This is a genomic window from Clostridia bacterium (assembly GCA_024653205.1).
GTDB lineage: Bacteria > Bacillota > DSM-521 > Neomoorellales > SLTJ01 > JANLFO01.
Genome location: JANLFO010000002.1, coordinates 41,005 through 61,958 on the forward strand (window position 1 = coordinate 41,005; position 20,954 = coordinate 61,958).

Here is a 20,954-nt window from a genome sequence, read left to right on the forward strand (position 1 = left end):
GCGAAGTACGCCGGACCAACGGCGCCTGACCGGTGGGCGGGCGAAAAGTTCCGGATGCCGAGGGAGGGCGAAAGCGATGCGGCTCTTTGCGGCCGTGGAACTGCTGCCGGAGCTCAGGCAGGCCTTGAGGAAGCTGGTGGGCCGTCTGGCAATGTCGCAGGCGGATGTGAAGTGGGTAGAAGGTGAAAACTTCCACCTTACGCTCCTATTCCTGGGAGAAGTGGATAGGGAGTTGCTGCCTGAGCTTAGTCGGGCGCTGGCCGAGGCCGCCCGGGGCGTTCCCGCTTTTCACCTGAGGTTGGAAGGCCTCGGCACCTTTCCCGGCCCGGGGCGGCCGCGTGTGATCTGGGTGGGCGCAGACGGCGGCGGAGAGTTGGGCCGGCTTCAGAGCCGGGTGGTCGAGCAGGCAGGGCCTTTTGCCGAGCGACCGCCGGAGCGTACGCCTTTCCACCCCCATATCACCCTGGGGAGGGTACGCTCGCCTCGTGGCCTGGCAGGGCTAAAGGCTCTTCTAGAGGAATACCGGGAGGAGAAGGTTGGGGTACAGGAGGTTTCGGGCTTTTCGTTGGTCGAGAGCCGGCTTTACCGGAGCGGGCCGGTGTACACCACCGTCGACCATTTCTGGTTGGAACGGGCGTAGAGCGCTTTGGTAACCAGGGCTACCTTCGCCGGGTTATCCCCGGTTGCGGGCTGGCAAGCGGTACCGGGTGCTTCTGAGTACATTGGCACCTTGCCGGATGCCCCGGAGGCGGGCCGCAGGCCGTGGACGGCCGAGGCGGCGGGGCGCCACGGTCGGCGCCTCCGCCGCCCGCCGGAGGGCGAAGCCCAAGCCCTAGTAGGTCGGCAAGATAACAGTGCGAACGGGGAGCACCCGGTACCGCCCGTGGGAAAGTGGGGATCCACCAGGCTGCCTCGCCGAGGGATCCCCACTTTTTCGAGGGGAGTGCTGGTTTTGCCCGAGTACCTAAAGCGTGCCGGGTACCGAACTAGGTGAGAGCGAGCGCGGAGGCCGGTCGGAGGCCAAGGATGGCCGGAGCCGCGCCGGCGCCATGGACGGGTTCTTGCGCGGGAAGCCGGCCGAAGCGCGAAGGTCGAACCCTAGTTTGGTCGGCTAAGCGACCGGTACGAGGGGCAAACCAGCACTGCCCCGAACGCCGTTGACACCTTTTAGCAGGGTAGGATATAATCCGAGCGGGTTCAATCCGTGCCGGGTAGGGGGATGAAGGTGCTGGATAAAGAAAAATCGTTAGAGGCCGCCCTCCAGCAAATCGAGAGACAGTTTGGAAAAGGTTCCATCATGCGGTTAGGCGACGCCGGCGCCATGTTTACCGTGGACGTAATACCCACCGGAGCCATTTCTCTGGATCTGGCCCTGGGTGTGGGTGGAGTACCACGGGGCAGGATCGTTGAGATCTACGGACCGGAATCTTCGGGGAAGACCACCGTCGCCCTGCACATCGTGGCAGAGGCCCAAAAGTTGGGCGGCACCGCCGCCTTTATTGATGCGGAGCATGCCCTCGACCCTTCCTACGCCCGGAACCTGGGGGTAGACGTGGACAACCTTCTGGTCAGCCAGCCCGATACCGGCGAGCAGGCCCTGGAGATCGCCGAAACCCTGGTTCGCAGCGGTGCCGTAGACGTGGTGGTCATCGATTCCGTCGCCGCTTTGGTGCCCCGGGCGGAGCTGGAAGGTGAAATGGGGGACGCCTACGTGGGCCTGCAGGCGCGGCTCATGTCTCAGGCCCTCCGCAAGCTGGCAGGGGCCATCAGCAAGTCCCGTACGGTTGCCATCTTTATCAACCAATTGCGGGAGAAAGTAGGCGTGATGTTCGGCAGCCCGGAGACTACGCCCGGCGGCCGGGCTCTAAAGTTTTACGCCTCGGTGCGCCTGGAAGTGAGAAAGGTAGACGTGGTCAAGCAAGGCACGGACACCGTGGGTAGCCGCACCCGGGTTAAGGTGGTCAAGAACAAGGTGGCACCTCCTTTCCGTCAGGCGGACTTCGACATAATCTACGGGGAGGGTATTTCCCGGGAAGGCTGCATACTGGACCTGGCGGTGGAGAGGCAGGTAGTGCAGAAGAGCGGTGCCTGGTATGCCTACGGCGAGGAACGCCTGGGACAGGGCCGGGAAAATGCCAAAGAGTATCTCAAGGAGCACCCGGAGGTGTCCAGGGCCATTGAGGAACAAATCCTCAGCCTCCTCAACCTGCGGCAGCCGCGTCGCCCTCCGGAAGCGTGAGCCCCTGCAATTCGAGGAAGCCCTGCGCTTAGCCGTGCGCTGGCTGGGCCGCCGGGACCGGCCCGGAGGAGAACTGGAGCGGAAGCTGTGCGAGAAGGGTGCCGACCAGGCAGTGGCCGCCCGGGTCGTAGAGCATCTCCGGGAGCGGGGATGGCTCGACGACGCGGGCTGGGCCGAGAGATGGATAGCTGCGCACCTGGAAAGAGGGTGGGGCCGGCACCGGCTGGTGGGAGGGCTGCTCGGGCGGGGTTTCTCCCGGGCCGAGGCCGAGGAGTTGGTGGCGCGCCTGGTCGGCCGGGAAACCGAGGTGCGGGAAGGTCTCAGGGTTCTGCAGCGAAGGTGGAGGCCTCCGGAAGGCGGAAACCGCTGGGCGTCCGCATCCTCGTTTCTTAGGCGCCGCGGTTTTAGCGGAGAGAGCCTTGCCGCGCTGAAGAAGAGGCTCGAAACCGAAGGGTGGGCCGACCTTGACAACCCGGAAGAGGGGGAATAGAATACAGCCAGGAAACGAGGTAGGCTCCTGCCAGCGTTTTGGCCAGGACAACCGGAGGTAGAAAACGGCAAAGCGGAATGTAGTCTTCAGGGCCGAGTTTCTACTCGGCCTTTTACTTCAAGGGGGTGAAAACGCATCGGCAATATCTGGCTATTACTCGGTGCAGGTATACTCCTGCTACTCGCCGGAACTCTGATCGGTTACTGGCTGAGGAAACGGCTTGCCGAGGCACAAATAGCTTCTGCAGAAGCCGAAGCCCAAAAGATCCTCCAGGAAGCAGTAAGGGAAGCCGAAGCCAAGAAGCGCGAGGCGGTACTCGAGGCCAAGGAAGAGGTCCAAAAGTTGCGCTCCGAGCTGGACAGGGAGGTCCGGGAACGTCGGAGCGAACTGCAACGGCTGGAGCGCCGCCTGGTGCAGAAAGAAGAAAGCCTGGAGCGCAAGACCGAGTCCATAGAGCGCAAGGAAGCGGCATTACAGCGTAAGGAGCAAGAGGTAGAAAGCCTCAGGGCAAAGCTGGAAGAAACCTATCGCCGTCAGTTGAGCGAGCTGGAGCGGGTGGCCAATCTCACCTACGATGAGGCCAAGGAGTTGCTCCTGGCCCGCGTGGAGGAAGAGATCAGGCACGAAACCGCCAACCTGGTTCGAGAACTGGAGGCCCGCGCCAAGGAAGAGGCGGAGAAGAGAGCCCGGGAAATAATAACCCAGGCCATTCAGCGCTGCGCCGCGGACCACGTGGCCGAGACAACCGTATCGGTAGTGAGCCTGCCCAACGACGAGATGAAGGGGCGGATAATCGGGCGGGAAGGCCGGAACATCCGCACCCTGGAGACCCTAACCGGCATAGACTTGATCATCGATGATACGCCAGAGGCGGTGATCCTTTCGGGGTTCGATCCCATCCGGCGGGAAGTCGCCCGGTTGGCCCTGGAAAAACTCATTGCCGACGGACGCATACATCCCGCCCGCATCGAAGAGATGGTCGAACGGGCGCAGAAGGAACTGGAACAGAAGATCAGGGAGGAAGGGGAGCAGGCCGCGATCAAGGTAGGTATCCAGGGCCTGCATCCGGAACTCATCCGGCTGTTGGGAAGGCTTAAATATCGTACGAGTTACGGTCAGAACGTGCTCCAGCACTCGATCGAGGTCGCTCAGCTGGCTGCGGCCATGGCGGCCGAGCTGGGAGCGGACGTGCAGTTGGCCAAGAGGGCAGGCCTGCTGCACGACCTAGGCAAGGCCGTAGACCACGAGGTGGAAGGACCCCACGTGACCGTGGGTGTGGACCTGGCCAAGAAATATCGGGAAAGCCCGGAAGTGGTGCACGCCATCGCCGCCCACCACGGGGACGTCGAGCCGCGTACGGTTGAGGCGGTCCTGGTTCAGGCCGCGGATGCCGTGTCTGCCGCCCGGCCGGGGGCCCGGCGAGAGACACTGGAGGCCTACATCAAGCGGCTGGAGAAGCTGGAAGAAATCGCGGATTCCTTTGACGGCGTGGAAAAGGCCTATGCTATTCAGGCCGGGCGCGAGGTGCGCATCATGGTCAAGCCGGAGAAGGTAAATGATCAGGAGGCGGTGCTGCTCGCCCGGGATATAGTCAAAAAGATCGAGACCGAGTTGGAGTATCCGGGGCAAATAAAGATAACGGTGATCCGAGAAACGCGAGCGGTTGACTACGCCAAATAGGGCGGCCGCAAGAGAGGATCGGCGCGGGGCAGGAGGATTCACCTGCCCCGCGCCGAACTAACCCCAGTATCGGCCCTGTCCGGTCAGGTCGGTAAAGGTAGGTGAGGGTTGGTGAATAGTCCCGGTCAGACGGACGCTACTTCCGAAAGCGTCGGGCTGCTTATTTCCCTCCTGGTGCGCTACCCCGAAGTGGCGAGCATCAACTACGAGCCCAAGACTCACGCCTTGAAGTTCACCTTCATACTTAAAGAGGTCCTCTCACCGGAAAGGCTCCGGCAGCTCGAGCGGAGGTTTGCCGAGTGCCTGGAGGCCCTGGCGTACTTAACCAAGCGAAAGTGTCGCCTGGCCAGCCTGGAGGCCAGCGTTCACGAGAACCTTACCTTCCTGGAAGTCAGACGGGATATGGCCTCGCTTACCGAAGAAGAGATTTCTCTCCTGATCGGTCTGCTGCGCCAGGAATTCGGAAACTCTCTGGTAAGGGAGCAGAACGACCCCACGCTGGAAGAGGAACTCCTGGCCGAGGAGGATCTGATCAGCCATATGCTGGAAAACGTGAGGGAGAAAGTTCCCGATAAGCGCCTTATCGCCTTCCGCGAGGAGGGCAAGGTGCTGGTGTTTGCCAACCGAAATCGGCTATAAGGTGGCCCTGGCAGCGGTGCGATTCGTGGTCATCGGCGATATCGTGGGTCGGCCGGGGAGGCGGGCACTGCGCAGGCTCCTACCCGGCCTACTGCACGAGACCGGGGCGGAAATGGTCATCGCCAACGGCGAGAATGCCGCCGGGGGTAACGGTATTACCCGGGCCGTGGCGGCGGAGCTGTTCGGAGCCGGGGTGGACGTGATCACCACCGGGAATCACGTGTGGGACCAGAAGGAAGCCCTGGAGCTTCTGGACGAGGAGGCGCGCATTCTGCGGCCGGCCAACTATCCGGCAGGGACGCCGGGACAGGGGTGGCAGGTTTACCGTACCCGCAGCGGCCGGGCGGTGGCGATAGTCAATCTCGCCGGTCGGGTGTTTCAGGCAGATCTGGACTGTCCCTTCCGCCTCGCACACGCGCTGGTGGAGGAGATCCGGCCGCGTACCCCGATCATACTGATCGATTTTCACGCGGAAGCCACCTCGGAAAAGCAGGCCTTTGCCTGGTACATGGACGGCCGGGTAAGTGCGGTCGTGGGTACGCACACGCACGTTCAGACCAGCGACGCCCGCGTTCTGCCCGGCGGTACGGCCTACATTACCGACCTGGGCATGACCGGGCCGCGGGATTCGGTCATCGGCGTGAAGAAGGAACTCGTAATCCGGAAGTTCCTGACCCAGATGCCGGTGAGGTTCGAGGTGGCGGGTGGTGCGGTGCAAATGGACGGGGTGGTAATAGACGTGGACGCGGAAACCGGGCGGGCGCTGGACATCAGGGCGGTGAGGTGCCTTTTGGAGGCGGGAGAGGATTCCGGTTAAAAAAGTTTTATTGCCGGAAGGAATTTAGTAAAATTACGAGAATATACACATTCACCACTACACTCTATTCCTGGGGAGGTCAAGTATGGACGTCCTGAAGGTTTCGGCAAAATCTAATCCCAACGCGGTGGCCGGCGCATTGGCCGCGGTATTGCGGGAAAAGGGTGGGGCGGAGATCCAGGCTATCGGGGCCGGAGCCATAAATCAGGCCGTGAAAGCGGTGGCCATTGCCCGTGGTTTTGTGGCCCCGGGCGGACTAGATCTGATCTGCATCCCGGCCTTTACCGACATCCAGATCGACGGCGAAGAGAGAACGGCCATCAAGTTTATCGTGGAGCCCAGGTAGTTTTCTCCACCCGGGCAACCGTTTGTTGAGTCCGAGAGCAGAAGGCCTGTTGGCCTCTTAGGGCGGAAACAGGCCTTTTGCTTTGCGTCTTATCTCTTCTTAATAAGGATACGGGGAGGTAGCCGGCCTTGGAGCAAAGATGGGTGGAGGCCGCAGAACGGCTGCACGGAATTTACCCGGTGGTGGACGCCCATTGCGATACCGTGCTGCGCTGGATTCAGGGCGAGAGCCTGGTTTCCGCTCCTTCCGGTCAGGTCGACCTGGGCCGCCTGCGCCAAGGAGGCGTGAGGCTCGTCTTTTGCGCCCTATTCGTGGAGAGGACTTATCCCCCCGGCAGCCGCCTGCTGCGGGCTCTGCAGCTGCTGGATCGTTTTTGGCAGGAATACGAACGCCACCCCCGGGACCTGCTCCTCATTCAGAGCCGCGGCGATCTGCGAGACCTGGGGACGGATTCCCGCATAGGAGTGCTGCTCACCCTAGAAGGGGGGGAGGCGCTGGAGGAAGAGCTGGCAGTCCTGCGCCAGTTTTACCGGCTGGGCCTGCGAGGGCTGGGGCTAACCTGGAACCAACGCAACGCCCTGGCCGGCGGGGTGGCGGAGCAGCGCGCGCCGGGGCTCAGCGACTTCGGGGCGGAGGTGCTGAGAGAATTGAACCGGCTGGGCATGGTAGTGGATGTGGCCCATCTGAGCGAGCGTGCTTTCTGGGAGGTCATGGAGATGAGCCGGGGCCCGGTGGTGGCCACCCACGCCAACGTCTATCGCCTCTGCCCCCACCCACGTAACCTTAGGGATGCCCAGCTTAAGGCCCTGGCGTCCAGCGGAGGAGTGATAGGCGTTACCTTTGTCCCCGGCTTTGTGGATCGCGACGCGCCCTCCCTGGATCGCCTGGTAGATCACCTGGAGTACCTGTGCTCGCTGGTCGGGGTGGAGGCCGTGGGCCTGGGCAGTGATTTTGACGGCGCCGAGGACCGCCTGCCGGGCTTGGAGGATGCGGGCTGCCTGCCCAGGCTCACCGCCCGGCTTTTGGCCCGGGGCTTTCGCGAGGAAGACGTGGCCAGGGTCCTGGGAGGAAACTGGCTGGCCCTGCTCGAAAGAGTATTACCCTAGAGGAAGTGAGAACGGTTGGAATGCGATCTTCACGTGCATACTCGGGCCTCGGACGGAGCCTTGACGCCGGAAGAGGTGGTAAGCCGGGCCGGGGAAGTGGGACTAAAGGCGGTGGCGATAACCGATCACGACACCACCGCCGGAGTGGAAGCGGCCCTTGAGGCGGGCAGGAAGCTGGGGATACTCGTCGTCCCCGGCATCGAGATAAGCACCGAATGGCGGGAGGAAGAAGTCCACGTCCTGGGTTACTGGCTGGACTACCGCCACCCCTGGCTGCAGCAAAGGCTCGCCCGGCGGCGGGAGGGTCGGCTGCGCCGGGCCCGCAAGATAGTGCAGCGCCTATCGGAATTCGGGCTGGAAATAAGCTGGGACCGGGTGCTGGATCTGGCGGGCGGGGCGGCGATAGGCCGACCCCACATCGCCATGGCCATGGTGGAGAAGGGCTACGCCGCCAGCCTGGAGGAAGCCTTCAGACGGTATCTGGACCGGGGGGCTCCGGGCTACGTGCCGCGTACGCCCCTGAGCCCCGCCGAGGCCGCAGATATTGTGCGGCGGGCGGGCGGGGCTCCGGTCTTGGCCCACCCCGGGCTTCTGAAGAAGAGGGAAATACTTGTCGAGCTGCTGGAGATCGACCTGGTGGGCCTGGAGGTGTACTATCCCGGTCACGACGCCGAGACCACGGCCTGGCTGGAGAAGGTGGCCGTAGAGCGGGGGCTTCTCCTCACCGGAGGTTCGGACTTTCACGGTTACGGGGGCGAAGGCTACGCCGAACTGGGTGCAACCGGGGTCTCCCTGGAAGTGCCGGAGGCCCTGAGGGCGGCAGCCCTCCGGGACCGGGAGGGCAGGCAGGCCTAGGCCTGATGCCGCTGCTCTCCTCGGGGGCCTTGGCGATCCCCGGTCTGCCTTGCCGGAGGTTGGCGTTCCCCCCGCCGACCGGCGAGGCTTTAGGTGCTCGGTGAAACCCGGGCGGCCGGCGACAAGTGGGGCAACTGGATCGGGACGCTCGGTGACAGGAGGGAAGTAGGGATCGGTAACGCGCGCGCCGAATTGGTCTTGGTGACCGGCGGAGCTGGGAGCGGCCGGCACGCGCTGGCCGGGAAGCTGGCGGCGGAGCTGGGAGCGGCCGTCTTGCACCTTTGCGTTGAACGGTCGATTGAAAAGGCCCCGCCCCCGCCGCGGTTGGAGAACGGGGCAGGCACACGGCAGGTGCGCGCCGAGTCTCTCCTGGAGACCCTGAAGCAATGGGAGGTCGGCGGGGAGGCCGTAGTGCTGGACGACCTGGCAAACTGGGTGGCGGCCCGGCTGGAAGTGTCGGGCTCCCGCGGCGGGTCGATGCCTTCGGGTTCGGAGGCGGTTCTTCGCGAAACGGAACTCCTTCTCGATACCCTCCGGCGTCGCCACCTTGCGACGGTGGCCCTGACCCGCGAGGTCGGGTGGGATGTGGTGCCGGACCGGCTGGAGGATCGGCTTTACCGGGATACTCTGGGCTGGGTAAACCAGGCCTGGGCCCGGACGGCGGATGCGGTCTGGCTCACCGTGGCCGGAGTGCCTTTTCGCCTGAAGTAAGCCCTGGAAAGGGGAAGCAGAGCTGGGCGGCCTGGAGCGAACGGTCGTTATATGGCTGGCGGTGCTCCTGGACTGGGCCATCGGTGATCCCCGGTGGCGGGTGCATCCGGTGCGCCTCATGGGACAGGTGATCGCAGCCCTGGAGAGGCCGGCCCGGTTTGTCGGCCGGCGACCCTGGTCCCTGCGCCTGGCCGGCGGACTGACGGTGGCGGTAGTGGTCGGAGGTTCGTACCTGCTGCCGTGGTGGTTCCTCCAGTGGCTGATGTCAAGACATAGTTGGCTGGCGTTGGTTTTGGAGGCAACACTTATTGCCGGAGCGGTGGCCGCCCGCAGTCTGGGCGAGGCGGCCACCGCAGTTTACCAACGTCTGGCGGCCGGGGACCTGCCCGGAGCCAGGATTGCCGTTTCCGAGTTGGTGGCCAGGGATACGGAACACCTGACTCCGGAGGAAGTGGTCCGGGCGGCGGTAGAAACGGTGGCGGAAAACACGGTGGACGGTGTGACCGCTCCCTTCTTCTACGCCCTCCTGGGGGGAGCCCCTCTGGCCCTCGCCTACCGCGCGGTAAACACGTTGGATTCTATGTGGGGCTACCGCGACGAACGCTACCGGGACCTGGGCTGGTGCGCGGCCAAACTCGACGATCTGGCCAATTATCTGCCCGCCCGCCTCACCGGCTTGCTGCTCTGTCTGCTCGCGGGCCTTGGGGGTTTTTCGGGCAAGAGGGCCTGGGAGGTTCTCCGGAGGGACGCGCGCCGGCACCCAAGCCCCAACAGCGGCTTCCCCGAGGCGGCGGTGGCAGGCGCTCTGGGAATACGGCTGGGCGGCGTCAATCGTTACCGGGGCAAGGAGGAATTTCGGCCTTACCTCGGTGAACCCTTGGAACCGCCGGACAAGGCGCACATTCTGAAGGCCGTACGGCTGATGTGCCGGACCGCCTTGTGCTTTCCGGCGGCGGGCACCGCGCTCTTGCTGTTGTTCCGGTAGGAGCCACCGACGGGTACTTCTAGGAGGAAATGTGAACCACGTGCTTCGGGAAATAGGGCGTCTTCGTCTGGCACTCGCCTTTCTTACCCGGTTGCCGGTCGGAGGCAGCCGGTGGTCGCCGGGAGACTACCGGGGAAGTCTGCTCTGGTTTCCCGTGGTAGGCGCGGCGATAGGTCTGCTCCAGGGAACCGTTGCCTGGGCGGCGGCGCGGTTTCTGCCCGCGCCGGTGGCGGCAGCCTTGACCGTGGCGGCCGGCGTGCTCTTGAGCGGGGGACTGCACCTGGACGGTCTGATGGACACTGCCGACGGGCTGGCCAGCGGTCGCCCGCCCCGGGAGGCCCTGGAGGTCATGAGAGATAGCGCGGTGGGGGCGTACGGCATAATGGCAGTCTGTCTGGTACTTCTGCTCCAGTATTCAGCCGCCCTCTCGCTCCTCAACCTGGACTACTCGCTCCTTGCCGGTATATATACCTCCATAGTCACCCTTTCCCGGGCCTCACTGGTTAGTGCGATTTGCCTTCACCCGTACGCCCGCTCCCAGGGTTTGGGCAGCGCCTTCCGGGGGTCAGGGAAAAGAGAGGCGGTCGGGGCATGGGTCACTTCGGCGCTGGTATGCGTGGCCCTGTGTCGCCGGTGGGGACCGGTGCTCTTGGCCGGCTCGCTGGCGCTGGCCCTGACATACGGCTTCCGTATGGCCCGGGTTTTCGGCGGCCTTACCGGCGACATGTACGGTGCCCTGGCGGAAATAGAGGCGACGATTCTCTTGCTCGTGGCGGTGGCCCTCTGGACCTAGCCGCACCGTAGTAGGGAGGGTGGGTAAATGGAGGCCACGGTGGCCGTGCCCGGGTGCTGCGGGGAACTGGTGGAAGGCCTGCTGGGCGACCACGACTTTCTGATAAGCTGCCCGGTCAACCTGGTCTCCGTAGTTACCGTGCGATTGACAGAAGGCCGCCCGGGAAGGATAGAGGTGCCGCCGGGAAAGGAAAAGACCAGGAAGGCGGTGGGTGCCACGCTGCGGTATCTCGGCCGGGCGGAGGCCGGAGCGCGGGTGGAAATCGTCTCCTCCCTGCCGCCGGGTAAGGGTATGGGTAGCAGCAGTGCGGACGTATGTGCGGCCATTGCCGCCACGGCGCTGGCCCTGGGCCGCAGGCTGGATTATGCCGAACTGGCCCGACTGGCGGTTTCGGTAGAACCCACCAACAGCACCTTTTTACCCGGGCTAGCACTCTTCGATCATCTGCAGGCGCGCTTCTTCCGGCTTCTCGGACCCCCTCCGGCCATGGCCGTCCTGGCCGTGGACTGCGGCGGAGAAGTGGACACCCTGGCTTTCAACCGCCGGCCGGATCTGCGCGAACTCCGGCGACGGGCCCGGCCGCTCACCTCCAGGGCCCTGCGGCTTATCGGTCTGGGCCTGAGACAGGCGGACCCCCGTCTGGTTGCCCGGGGCGCCACCTTGAGCGCCTGGGCCAACCAGCGTATCCTGCCCCAACCCCTGTTCCGGCCCCTGCTCCGGTGGGCTCTGGCCCGGGGAGCCTGGGGGGTGAACGTGGCGCACAGCGGTACGGTGGCGGGGGTCCTTCTCGATCCCCACCGACCGGACGTGGAACGGCTGGTGGACGAACTGGCGGCGAGCTTTCCGGGAATAGAGCGGGTTTACTGGCTCCAGATGGTTCCCGGTGGGGTCATGGCCGCCGGGGCAGGAGTGCGGGGGGGCCAAACGTGGGATTAGTGGAACACGGAGGCAATCGCTGGCGGGCGGGCCTGCTCTACGGCCGTGAACCCGGGACCTTCCTGGACTTCAGCGCCAATCTTAATCCCCTCGGGCCCCCTCCGGGGCTGGAGGACTGGCTGGCGGCCCGGATGCAGGAGGCCGCCTACTATCCGGACCCCGAATACCGCCGGCTGAAGAGTGTGCTGAAAGAACATCTTTCGGCCTCCGGTGCCGTGGTGGTAGGCAACGGGGCGGTAGAGCTTATCTGCCTTCTGCCCCTCCTGTTGCGGCCCAACACGGTACTGGTTGTGGAGCCGGGGTTCGGCGAGTACGCGGCCGCGGCCCGGGCGGCGGGCGCCCGGGTCCGGCAACTGGTACTCAGCCCCTCTTGCGGGTTTGTTCTGCGGCCCGAAGAACTGGAGGCGAAACTCCGGGGGACGGAAATGTGCTTCATCGGCTGGCCCAACAATCCCACGGGTAACTTTCCCCTGGCCCCCGGGGATTTGGAGGCGGTGATCGCCCGGCACCCGGAATGCCTTTTTGTAGTGGACGAATCGTTTATGGACTTCGTCCTGCCGCCGGGAGCGGCCAGCCTGGCGGGGGCCGTGCACCGGTTAGCCAACCTGTGCGTGCTCTATTCACTTACCAAGTTCTTCGCGCTGCCCGGCCTTCGGCTGGGCTGCGCGGTAACGAGCCAGGCCCTGGCGGAAAGGCTGGAGCAGGGCAGCCCTCCCTGGAGGGTGAACGTTATGGCGGCCAGGGCGGGAGAGTACGTCCTGGAGCAGAGGGGCTACGCCGAATATACCCGCTCCGTGATTCACGGGGAGCGCACCTTGCTCTCCCAAGGTCTGAGGGAGCTAGGCTATTCCCCATTTCCGGCAGAGGCCAACTTCGTGCTGATTCACCTGGGCAGGGGAACCCAGGGGCAGGAACTGGAGGTAGAACTGGGCCGGCGGGGCCTGCTGATACGGCGGTGTGCCTCCTTCACCGGCCTGGACGATCGCTTCATCCGGGTGGCCGTACGCCTGCGTTGGGAAAACGCACGCCTCTTGCGCGCCCTGGAGGAGGTCGGGGGGAGGAAGTAAACCTTGGAGCGACCCACGCGGATATACCTGGTGAGACACGGAGAAACCGAGTGGAATTCCCTGGGGCAATACCAGGGTCATCGGGACGTGGACCTGAGTGATCTGGGCCGGCGGCAGGCGGTGTGCCTCCAGGAGAGGTTCCGGGGGGAACAGTTGGCCGCCTTCTATGCCAGCGATTTGCGGCGGGCGGCCGAAACCGCGGCCGTTATCGCCGCTCCTCACGGCCTGGAGGTGCAACAGCTGCCTGCCCTCCGCGAGATGGACTTCGGCCATTGGGAAGGGTTAACCCACGGGCAGATAGCCGCGCTCTATCCGGCGGAGTTCAAGGCGTGGTTTCGGGGTCCGGGTACGGTAGAGGTGCCCGGCGGGGAGAGCTTCGCCCGGGTGCAGCAGCGGGCCTGGGCGGCCCTGACCGAGATCGTGGCCCGCCATTCCGGCCGGAAGGTGCTGGTGGTTTCCCACGGGGGCACCATCCGCGCCCTCATCTGCGCGGCCCTGGGGTTGGACGCGGATGCCCTCTGGCACCTGGCCCTGGATAATGCGGCGGTAAGCGTGCTGGACTTTTACTCCCAGGGTCCGGTGTTGAGCCTGCTCAACGATTGCAGCCACCTCCGTTGCCTTTATAAACCCCCGGCTGGGCAGTCATAATAGCAGCGGAGGTGTAGTGTGATGGAAGAGTATCAGTCGCGCGTACCCTGGTCGAGCCAGCCCAGTTTGAAGGAAATGGCGGAGGAGGTGGGGGTCGATTTCGATCGTTTCCTGAAGCTCCTGGCCCAAAACCGCGGCGACATGGAGGTAGCGGCCGAACTGGGGATTCCCGAGACGCTGGCCCGCCGCCTCAGGCGGCACTTCGAAAGCTACGGTGTACACAGCGTGGTGGGCCAGGACTAGGCGGGCGAGGGATACAAGTTGTGGTATAATTAACCCAAAAGGGCGGCCCGCGGCCCGGCGGGCCGAGGGGGTAGCTCGTTTGGAGATCCGGGAAAAGTTTTGGGGCGAGGGCTTAACCTTTGACGACGTGTTGCTGGTTCCGCGCAAGTCCGAGGTCCTGCCTCGGGAAGCGGACGTGTCCACCTGGTTCACCCGGACCATAAGGCTGAACATACCGATCGTCAGCGCCGCCATGGATACGGTGACGGAGGCGCGAATGGCCATAGCCATAGCCCGGGAGGGCGGCATCGGGGTAATTCACCGCAACCTCACCGTCGAGCGACAGGCCGAGGAGGTGGATCGGGTCAAGCGCTCCGAACACGGGATAATCACCGATCCCGTTTACCTGAGCCCGGATCATACCATCGCCGAGGCCATGCGCATTATGGAGCGCTACCACATCTCGGGAGTCCCCATCACCATCGGCCGCCGCCTGGTGGGCATACTGACCAACCGGGACCTGCGCTTCGAAACCGATTTTTCGCGGCGTATCGAGGAGGTGATGACCAAGGAGAACCTCATCACGGCGCCCGAAGGCACCACCCTGGAGGAGGCCAAGCGGATCCTGCAACGGCACAAGATCGAGAAGCTGCCGCTGGTGGACGAGAACTTCAACCTGCGCGGCCTGATTACCATTAAGGACATCGAGAAGGCCCGCCAGTATCCCAATGCCGCCAAGGACGAACGCGGCCGCCTGCGGGTGGCGGCGGCGGTAGGCGTGGGCAGGGAGGCCATGGAAAGGGTGGCCGCCCTGGTGGCCGCCGGGGTGGACGCGGTGGTCGTAGATACCGCCCACGGGCATTCGGTCTACGTACTTCGCACCGTGGAACAGATAAAGTCTGCCTATCCCCATCTTTCCGTGGTGGCCGGGAACGTGGCCACGGCGGAGGGCGCGCGGGATCTGATTGCCGCCGGGGCGGACGCCATAAAGGTGGGCGTGGGCCCGGGTTCGATCTGCACCACGCGGGTTATCGCCGGCATCGGCATGCCGCAGATCACCGCCATCCTGGAGTGTGCCCGGGAGGCGGCCAGGCACGGCGTGCCGGTGATCGCCGACGGAGGCATAAAGTATTCCGGGGACATCACCAAGGCCCTGGCCGCCGGGGCGGACACGGTCATGATCGGAAGCCTGTTGGCCGGTACCGAAGAGAGCCCGGGAGAGATCGAGATTTACCAGGGCCGTAGCTTCAAGGTATACCGCGGGATGGGATCGCTCGCGGCCATGAAAGAGGGGTGCCGGGACCGCTACTTCCAGGAGGAAAGCGAAAAACCGGTGCCGGAGGGCATAGAGGGGCGGGTTCCCTACAAGGGGCCGCTGTCGGAGACCATCTACCAACTGGTGGGGGGTCTCAGGGCCGGCATGGGTTACTGTGGGGTGCGCAACCTGGAAGAACTCAGACGGGAAACCTCCTTCGTCCGCATTACCGCCGCCGGCCTGCGGGAAAGCCACCCCCACGACGTGGCCATCACCAAGGAGGCGCCCAACTACTGGGTGTAAGGGAGGTGGAGACATGCCTTACGAGGGGTTGATCTACCGTCCGCCCAGTGAAGCCCACAGCCTTATCCTGCAGGTAACCGTAGGCTGCTCGCACGGCGCCTGCACCTTCTGCAGCGCCTACCTGGGTAAACGTTTTCGCATCAAGGAGTGGGAGGAAGTCGAGGAGGACATCCGGCTGGCGGAGACCCACTATCGTCCCCTGGTGGAGCGGGTCTTTCTGGCCGACGGCAACGCCCTGGTCATGGATACGGAGCGCCTGCTCCGCCTGCTGGAGCGTCTGTACCGGGCCTTTCCCAATCTCAAGCGGGTAGGAATATACGGCGGTCCCCGGGACATTCTGCGCAAGACCCCGGAGGAACTGCGGGCCCTCAAAGAAGCGGGCTTGGGCATTATTTACCTGGGAGTAGAAACCGGCGATGACGAATTGCTGCGGGCCATCCGCAAAGGAGTGAGTTCTCGGCAGATGATTGAAGCCGGACGAAAAGTCGTTGAGTCCGGCATAGCCCTTTCCGTAACCGTGATTGCCGGGTTGGGCGGTCCTGCGTTGAGCGAGCGTCACGCGCGGCGCACCGCCGAAGTGATAAACGCCATCGATCCCCCTTACCTGGGCGTGCTCACCCTCATGGTCGAGGAAGGCACGCCCCTGGCCGAGGAGGTGCGGCAGGGGCGGTTTACCCCGCTCACGCCCTGGGAGGTGTTGAAGGAGCTCCGCATGCTGGTGGAGGGGCTGGAAACCACCGCCTGCCTGTTCCGCGCCAATCACGCCTCCAATTACCTGCCTCTGGGGGGCGTGCTGGCCCGGGAGAAACCCAGGGTATTGGCGGCCATCGATCGGGTTCTTGCTGCCCAGGACGACCGCCTCCTCCGGCCGGAGAGCCTGCGGGCCCTCTAGCGCCACTCCGGCGGGGCGGGCACATAGCCAGCCCGCTCCAGGACCGCCGCCAGGATGGTTTCCGGCTTTCGCCCTCGTGCCTCGATGACCGGCACCGGGTACTCCACGTCCAGACGGCCGCCGAAGTCGCGGTCCAGGCCGGATATCACTACGGCCTGACAGCCCTCGAGGTCGGACCGTTCGGCGCCGACGTCCTTGATGGGGCGCACCTCTACCCCGTTGGCGGCCAGGTACTCGGCCACATCGCCCAAGGTCTCTTCTACCGCTACCACCGGTCTGACCAAAAGCTCATCCCCTCCTTATCCTTAAGGTGCTCCGGCAGCGGACGGTTTATCCCGCTAACCCGGCAGCAGGCGGCGCATACTGATTTAGAGGGGGTGTAAGGACGGGTGGGCAAACGTGTTGAGGAAATCCTGGGCTTCTGTTCTGGCCGGCCCGGCCGTCTGCAGGCGAGATTGGGGCGATTGGAAAGCCGGCTGGATCTGGCGGTGCAGGAGCCTCGGCTCCGGAAGGACACGCCGGCCGGAGTGGAGTTCGTCGGCGCGGACGGAACCAGTAGCCTGGTGCTTCTGGAGGAAGAGATCGCCCATCTGCGTCCCATAACGGGCGGCCAGGGCCTGGTAATTTCCCTGGACGGGGGGACCGAGCTCGAATACCGGTTCTGACCGGTGCGGGGCGTCCCGGGTCGAGGCGAGGAGCCGTCCGGCGGCGGTCGGTGGGCCCGGTTTCTGCAGCGTGATAGCCCGGGCTGCGCTCCGGACCGGACGCAAGCCGGCGGGGTGGCGGGCGCACGGGACCGCAGCGCCGCCACCCGGCCCTCTGACGAATCCCCCCTGGGGATAACTCAGCCCGGCCCTCGGTTGAAGCCCACGGGAGGTCATGGTAGAATAGGTCGGACGAACGGGTCAACATAACGCCTGTGTAGGGGTCTGTCGCCTTGACCGGAGCGAAGAAGTATCTCACCTTTACCTACGGCTGTCAGATGAACGAACACGACACCGAGGTTATGGCCGGGCTGCTGGAAGAGGCGGGATACCGGCCCGCCTTGGGTCCGGAAGAAGCGGACCTGATTCTTATCAACACCTGCTCGGTACGGGAGAAGGCGGAGAACAAAGTCTTCGGCCAGTTAGGCCAACTCTCCGCCTGGAAGCGGCGGCGGCCGGGCCTGATCATCGGCGTCGCGGGGTGCATGGCCCAGCGATTGGGAGAAACGCTTCGCCGCAAGGCCCCGCAGGTGGACTTCGTGGTGGGCCCCGGCGATCTGCACCGGCTGCCGGAACTGGTCCGCCGGGTGGAGGAGGAGCGGCAATTCGTGCTGGCCACCGGTTGGCCGGGAGGCGAACCGGTGGAAAACCTGCCCGTGAGGCGGGCGGATCGCATCCGGGCCTATGTTAACATCAGCTTCGGCTGCAACAACTTCTGCAGCTTCTGCATAGTGCCCTATCTTCGGGGGCCGGAGCGCAGCCGGCGGGCGGAACACATCCTGGCCGAAGTGGAGGCCCTGGCCCGGGAAGGCTACCGCGAGGTAATGCTGTTAGGTCAGAACGTGAACACCTACGGGCGCGACCTGCCGGGCGGGGTGAGCTTCGGCGGTCTGCTACAGCAGGTGGACGCGGTTGAGGGGCTGGCCCGCATCCGCTACACCACCTCCCACCCGCGCGATTTCGGCCCCGAACTGGTAGAGGTGGTGGCCTCCGCCCGGAAGGTCTGCGAGCACTTCCATCTTCCCGCCCAGGCCGGATCGGACCGCGTCCTGGAACGCATGCGCCGGGGATATACCCGCGAGCACTATTTGCGCCTGACCGAAATCATCCGGCGCCGCCTTCCCCATGCCAGCATTACTACCGACCTAATCGTGGGCTTTCCCGGAGAAACCGAGGAGGATTTTGAAGCCACCCTGGACCTGGTGGAGAGGGTGCGCTTCGATGCCGCCTTTACCTTCATGTATTCTCCCCGGCCGGGCACGGCGGCGGCGGCGTTTCCGGACCAGGTGCCGCCGGAAGTCAGGCGGGAAAGGCTCGTGCGCCTCAACCGCCTGCAGAACCGGCTGACGCGGGAAAGCAACGAAAGGCTGGCAGGCGAGACCGTAGAGGTGCTGGTGGAAGGACCGAGCAAGACAAATCCCGAGCGGCTGTCCGGGCGTACCCGCACCAACAAGATCGTGGTGTTCTCCGGGCCGCCCGAACTGATAGGGCAGCTGGTGAACGTGCGCATAACCGAGGCCCAGACCTTCAACCTCTTCGGCGAACTGGTCTAGGGGGAGAGCCAATGCAGGAACTCACGCCCATGTTGGACCAGTACCGGCGCATTAAGGAGCAGTACCGGGACGCCCTGGTGTTCTTTCGCCTGGGAGACTTTTACGAAATGTTCTATGAGGATGCCGAGATTGCCTCCCGGGAACTGGAAATCACCCTCACCAGCCGGCCGGCGGGAAGGGCGGGTGCGGTGCCCATGTGCGGGGTGCCGTATCACGCCGCCGAAGGCTACATAGCCCGGCTGGCGGCCCGGGGCTACCGGGTTGCCATCTGCGAGCAGACGCCGGGTACCGAGGGCCGGTCCAAGCTCATGGACCGGGAAGTGGTACGGGTGGTCACGCCCGGCACCGTACTCACCGACGGCGTTCTCCTCCCGAAAGAGAACCATTATTTGGCCGTGCTGGTGGGAACCCAGGAGCACTGGGGCGCGGCCTACGCCGACGTGTCCACCGGTGAGTTCTATTTCGGCAGTTTCGCCCGGCGGCCGCAGGCCCTTGAGGAAGAACTCACGCGCCTATGTCCGGCGGAGGTAGTGGTAGCCCGGCCGGAGGACCGGGACGCGGTTTCCGAAATAGCCGCGCGGCTTGGCCTCAACCTGAGCTTTTTTGCTGCCGCTGCCCGCGCACCCGAGGAGATCCTGGCCCGGCATTTTGGCCGCACCCCGGAGGAACTGGCCGCCGGCGCCGGACCGGGAGCCCTGCAGGCGGCGGGAATCCTGGTGGCCTACCTTCTGGAGACCCAGAAAAACAGTCTCGAGCACCTGCGCCCGCCCCAGCGCTACAAGTCGCCCACCCACATGGTGTTGGACGCCGCCACCAAGCGGAACCTGGAGCTTACCGTCGGCCGCCACACCGGCACCCGCGAAGGGTCACTGGTGGCGGTACTCGACTTCACCCTCACTCCCATGGGCGGGAGACTGTTGCGGCGGTGGATTGAAAACCCCCTGATCGAGATAGACGGCATTCGCGCCCGGCTGGACAGCGTAGAGGAACTGCTGGACCGGCCGCTGGTGGCGCACGAGCTGCGCTCTCTGTTGGGCGGGGTGCGGGATCTGGAAAGACTGGTGGCCAAGGCGGTTTACGGTACCGCCGGTCCCCGCGATCTCCTGGCGCTAAAGGATTCTCTGATGGTCTTGCCCCGGATAGGGGAAGTGGTGGGGCGGCTGGAAAAGGGATTGGCGGCCTGCCTGGGGCGCGATTTCGATCCCGTAACCGACCTGGCGGCCCGGCTGGAGGAGGCCATCGACCCCCAGGCGCCTCCGGGACTCGAGCAGGGGGGCATAATCCGGACGGGATACCATCCGGAGGTCGATCGCCTGCGTCGGGCGCGAGAGCGCGGCCAGGAGTGGATCGCCGGGCTCGAGACCAGAGAACGGGAAAGGACCGGCATCAAGTCCCTGAAGGTGGGTTACAACCGGGTCTTCGGATACTACCTGGAGGTTACCAAGCCGAACCTCTCGCTGGTGCCGTCCGACTACCGGCGCAAGCAGACCCTGGTTAACGCGGAGCGCTTCGTTACCCCCGAGTTGGCCCAGTACGAGGAGCTCATTCTGGAGGCGGAAGAGAAGCTGGTAGCACTCGAGCAGCGTCTTTTTGCCGAGCTGCGCCGGGAGGTGGCCGCCGCGGCCGCCCGCATTCAGCAGGCGGCGGCAAGGGTGGCGACCTGGGACTGCCTGCAGGCCCTGGCCGAGGCTGCCGCCCGGCACAACTACGTGCGGCCTGAGGTCAATGAAGGTCCCGACCTGGTCATCCGCCAGGGCCGCCACCCGGTGGTAGAGTGCCACCTGCCTCCCGGAGAGTTCGTGGCCAACGACACCTGTCTGGACGGGAAGGAACAGCGGCTGGTAATTCTCACCGGGCCCAACATGGCCGGCAAGTCCACGTACATGCGTCAGGTGGCGCTCATCGTGCTTCTGGCGCAGATGGGCAGCTTCGTTCCCGCCGCCTACGCCCGGATTGGAGTGGTGGACCGGATTTTCACCAGGGTGGGAGCGGCCGACGATCTGGTATTCGGACGCAGCACTTTTCTGATGGAAATGCTGGAGTGCCGGACCATAGTGGAAGAGGCCACGGCCCGCAGCCTGGTGGTGATGGATGAGGTGGGCCGGGGCACCAGCACTTATGACGGGCTCAGCCTGGCCCAGGCCCTGCTGGAGTACATCCACCGTGAGATCGGCTGCCGCACTCTCTTCTCCACCCATTACCACGAGCTAACCGCGCTGGAGGACAGCCTGCCGGGAGTGGTGAACTACACCGTGGCCGTGGAGGAGAAGGAAGGCCGGCTTGTCTTCCTGCGTACCGTAGGCCGGGGGCGGGCGGACCGCAGCTACGGCATCCAGGTGGCGGCCCTGGCCGGACTGCCCGAGCCGCTGCTGCGGCGGGCGCAGAAAGTGATGGAAGGGCTCACCCGGGGGGGAGAGGTGGGGCAGGCCGTCCCGGCGCCGGGCGAACGGCAGTCCGCCTGCTCGTCCCCGCAGGTACCGGAGGACGGGGGCCAACTCCGGTTGTTTGCCGAGGTCGGCCCGGTTGCCGACGGACGGGAGCGGGCGGTGGTGGCGGAATTGAGGCGCCTCGATCTGGTGAGCATGACTCCCTTAGAGGCGCTCAACAAACTGTACGCATTGCAGACTCGCCTCAAGCGGGTACGCTAGAAGGCCGAGACGCCAGAAGAGACCTAGACCCGAGAGGGGCAGGTGACCGCAGATTGCGGCGATAA

The 20,954-nt window shown here is 64.8% G+C and carries 22 protein-coding genes; 21 read left to right on the plus strand and 1 reads right to left on the minus strand.

The window, feature by feature from the left end:
- Positions 1-76: 76 nt before the first annotated feature.
- From thpR to NUV99_01440, 18 genes are all read left to right on the plus strand, one after another.
- Positions 77-640, plus strand: coding sequence for an RNA 2',3'-cyclic phosphodiesterase (gene thpR, locus NUV99_01355; GenBank protein MCR4418785.1), 564 nt, complete (start codon positions 77-79; stop codon positions 638-640).
- Between the two features lie 579 nt (positions 641-1,219).
- Entirely contained in the window at positions 1,220-2,239 is a 1,020-nt protein-coding gene (gene recA, locus NUV99_01360) for a recombinase RecA (protein MCR4418786.1), read from the plus strand.
- A gap of 34 nt (positions 2,240-2,273) precedes the next feature.
- Positions 2,274-2,729, plus strand: a complete 456-nt coding sequence (locus NUV99_01365) for a recombination regulator RecX (GenBank protein MCR4418787.1) — start codon at positions 2,274-2,276, stop codon at positions 2,727-2,729.
- 144 nt (positions 2,730-2,873) lie between these two features.
- The gene (gene rny, locus NUV99_01370; protein ID MCR4418788.1) at positions 2,874-4,409 is read left to right on the plus strand and encodes a ribonuclease Y; all 1,536 of its coding nucleotides are present in this window, start codon (positions 2,874-2,876) and stop codon (positions 4,407-4,409) included.
- Between the two features lie 111 nt (positions 4,410-4,520).
- A complete protein-coding gene (locus NUV99_01375; GenBank protein ID MCR4418789.1) occupies positions 4,521-5,048 on the plus strand; it encodes a hypothetical protein in 528 nt (175 codons plus the stop codon).
- Between the two features lie 16 nt (positions 5,049-5,064).
- The gene (locus NUV99_01380) at positions 5,065-5,865 is read left to right on the plus strand and encodes a TIGR00282 family metallophosphoesterase (protein MCR4418790.1); all 801 of its coding nucleotides are present in this window, start codon (positions 5,065-5,067) and stop codon (positions 5,863-5,865) included.
- Between the two features lie 85 nt (positions 5,866-5,950).
- Positions 5,951-6,211, plus strand: a complete 261-nt coding sequence (locus NUV99_01385; GenBank protein ID MCR4418791.1) for a stage V sporulation protein S — start codon at positions 5,951-5,953, stop codon at positions 6,209-6,211.
- Positions 6,212-6,339: 128 nt separating this feature from the next.
- The gene (locus NUV99_01390; GenBank protein MCR4418792.1) at positions 6,340-7,317 is read left to right on the plus strand and encodes a dipeptidase; all 978 of its coding nucleotides are present in this window, start codon (positions 6,340-6,342) and stop codon (positions 7,315-7,317) included.
- 15 nt (positions 7,318-7,332) lie between these two features.
- Positions 7,333-8,172: a PHP domain-containing protein gene (locus tag NUV99_01395; GenBank protein ID MCR4418793.1), complete on the plus strand. Its 840-nt coding sequence runs from the start codon at positions 7,333-7,335 to the stop codon at positions 8,170-8,172.
- A 93-nt stretch (positions 8,173-8,265) separates the two neighbouring features.
- Positions 8,266-8,883, plus strand: a complete 618-nt coding sequence (locus NUV99_01400; protein ID MCR4418794.1) for a bifunctional adenosylcobinamide kinase/adenosylcobinamide-phosphate guanylyltransferase — start codon at positions 8,266-8,268, stop codon at positions 8,881-8,883.
- 49 nt (positions 8,884-8,932) lie between these two features.
- Positions 8,933-9,868 carry an adenosylcobinamide-phosphate synthase CbiB gene (gene cbiB, locus NUV99_01405; GenBank protein ID MCR4418795.1) on the plus strand — a complete coding sequence of 312 codons (936 nt, stop codon included), beginning with the start codon at positions 8,933-8,935 and terminating at the stop codon, positions 9,866-9,868.
- 31 nt (positions 9,869-9,899) lie between these two features.
- Entirely contained in the window at positions 9,900-10,661 is a 762-nt protein-coding gene (cobS, locus tag NUV99_01410) for an adenosylcobinamide-GDP ribazoletransferase (GenBank protein MCR4418796.1), read from the plus strand.
- A gap of 27 nt (positions 10,662-10,688) precedes the next feature.
- Positions 10,689-11,597, plus strand: a complete 909-nt coding sequence (locus NUV99_01415) for a GHMP kinase (protein MCR4418797.1) — start codon at positions 10,689-10,691, stop codon at positions 11,595-11,597.
- Positions 11,588-12,664 (plus strand): threonine-phosphate decarboxylase CobD, encoded by a 1,077-nt coding sequence (gene cobD, locus NUV99_01420; GenBank protein ID MCR4418798.1) that lies wholly within the window; start codon positions 11,588-11,590, stop codon positions 12,662-12,664. The genes NUV99_01415 and cobD overlap by 10 nt, the downstream gene beginning before the upstream one ends.
- Before the next feature lie 3 nt (positions 12,665-12,667).
- Entirely contained in the window at positions 12,668-13,312 is a 645-nt protein-coding gene (gene cobC, locus NUV99_01425) for an alpha-ribazole phosphatase (GenBank protein MCR4418799.1), read from the plus strand.
- A gap of 21 nt (positions 13,313-13,333) precedes the next feature.
- Positions 13,334-13,555, plus strand: coding sequence for a helix-turn-helix domain-containing protein (locus NUV99_01430; protein ID MCR4418800.1), 222 nt, complete (start codon positions 13,334-13,336; stop codon positions 13,553-13,555).
- Positions 13,556-13,640: 85 nt separating this feature from the next.
- The gene (guaB, locus tag NUV99_01435) at positions 13,641-15,092 is read left to right on the plus strand and encodes an IMP dehydrogenase (protein MCR4418801.1); all 1,452 of its coding nucleotides are present in this window, start codon (positions 13,641-13,643) and stop codon (positions 15,090-15,092) included.
- Between the two features lie 13 nt (positions 15,093-15,105).
- Positions 15,106-15,984 (plus strand): radical SAM protein, encoded by an 879-nt coding sequence (locus tag NUV99_01440; GenBank protein MCR4418802.1) that lies wholly within the window; start codon positions 15,106-15,108, stop codon positions 15,982-15,984.
- Here the strand turns inward: NUV99_01440 and NUV99_01445 are convergent.
- On the minus strand, positions 15,981-16,268 hold the full coding sequence (locus NUV99_01445; GenBank protein MCR4418803.1) for a YkuS family protein: 288 nt from the start codon (positions 16,266-16,268) through the stop codon (positions 15,981-15,983). The two genes, NUV99_01440 and NUV99_01445, sit on opposite strands and share 4 nt — an antisense overlap.
- A 105-nt stretch (positions 16,269-16,373) precedes the next feature.
- Between NUV99_01445 and NUV99_01450 the strand changes: the two genes are divergently transcribed.
- From NUV99_01450 to mutS, 3 genes are all read left to right on the plus strand, one after another.
- Positions 16,374-16,649: a hypothetical protein gene (locus NUV99_01450; GenBank protein ID MCR4418804.1), complete on the plus strand. Its 276-nt coding sequence runs from the start codon at positions 16,374-16,376 to the stop codon at positions 16,647-16,649.
- Between the two features lie 272 nt (positions 16,650-16,921).
- Positions 16,922-18,241, plus strand: coding sequence for a tRNA (N6-isopentenyl adenosine(37)-C2)-methylthiotransferase MiaB (miaB, locus tag NUV99_01455; protein MCR4418805.1), 1,320 nt, complete (start codon positions 16,922-16,924; stop codon positions 18,239-18,241).
- An 11-nt stretch (positions 18,242-18,252) separates the two neighbouring features.
- Positions 18,253-20,889: a DNA mismatch repair protein MutS gene (mutS, locus tag NUV99_01460; GenBank protein ID MCR4418806.1), complete on the plus strand. Its 2,637-nt coding sequence runs from the start codon at positions 18,253-18,255 to the stop codon at positions 20,887-20,889.
- The last annotated feature ends 65 nt before the right edge of the window (positions 20,890-20,954 follow it).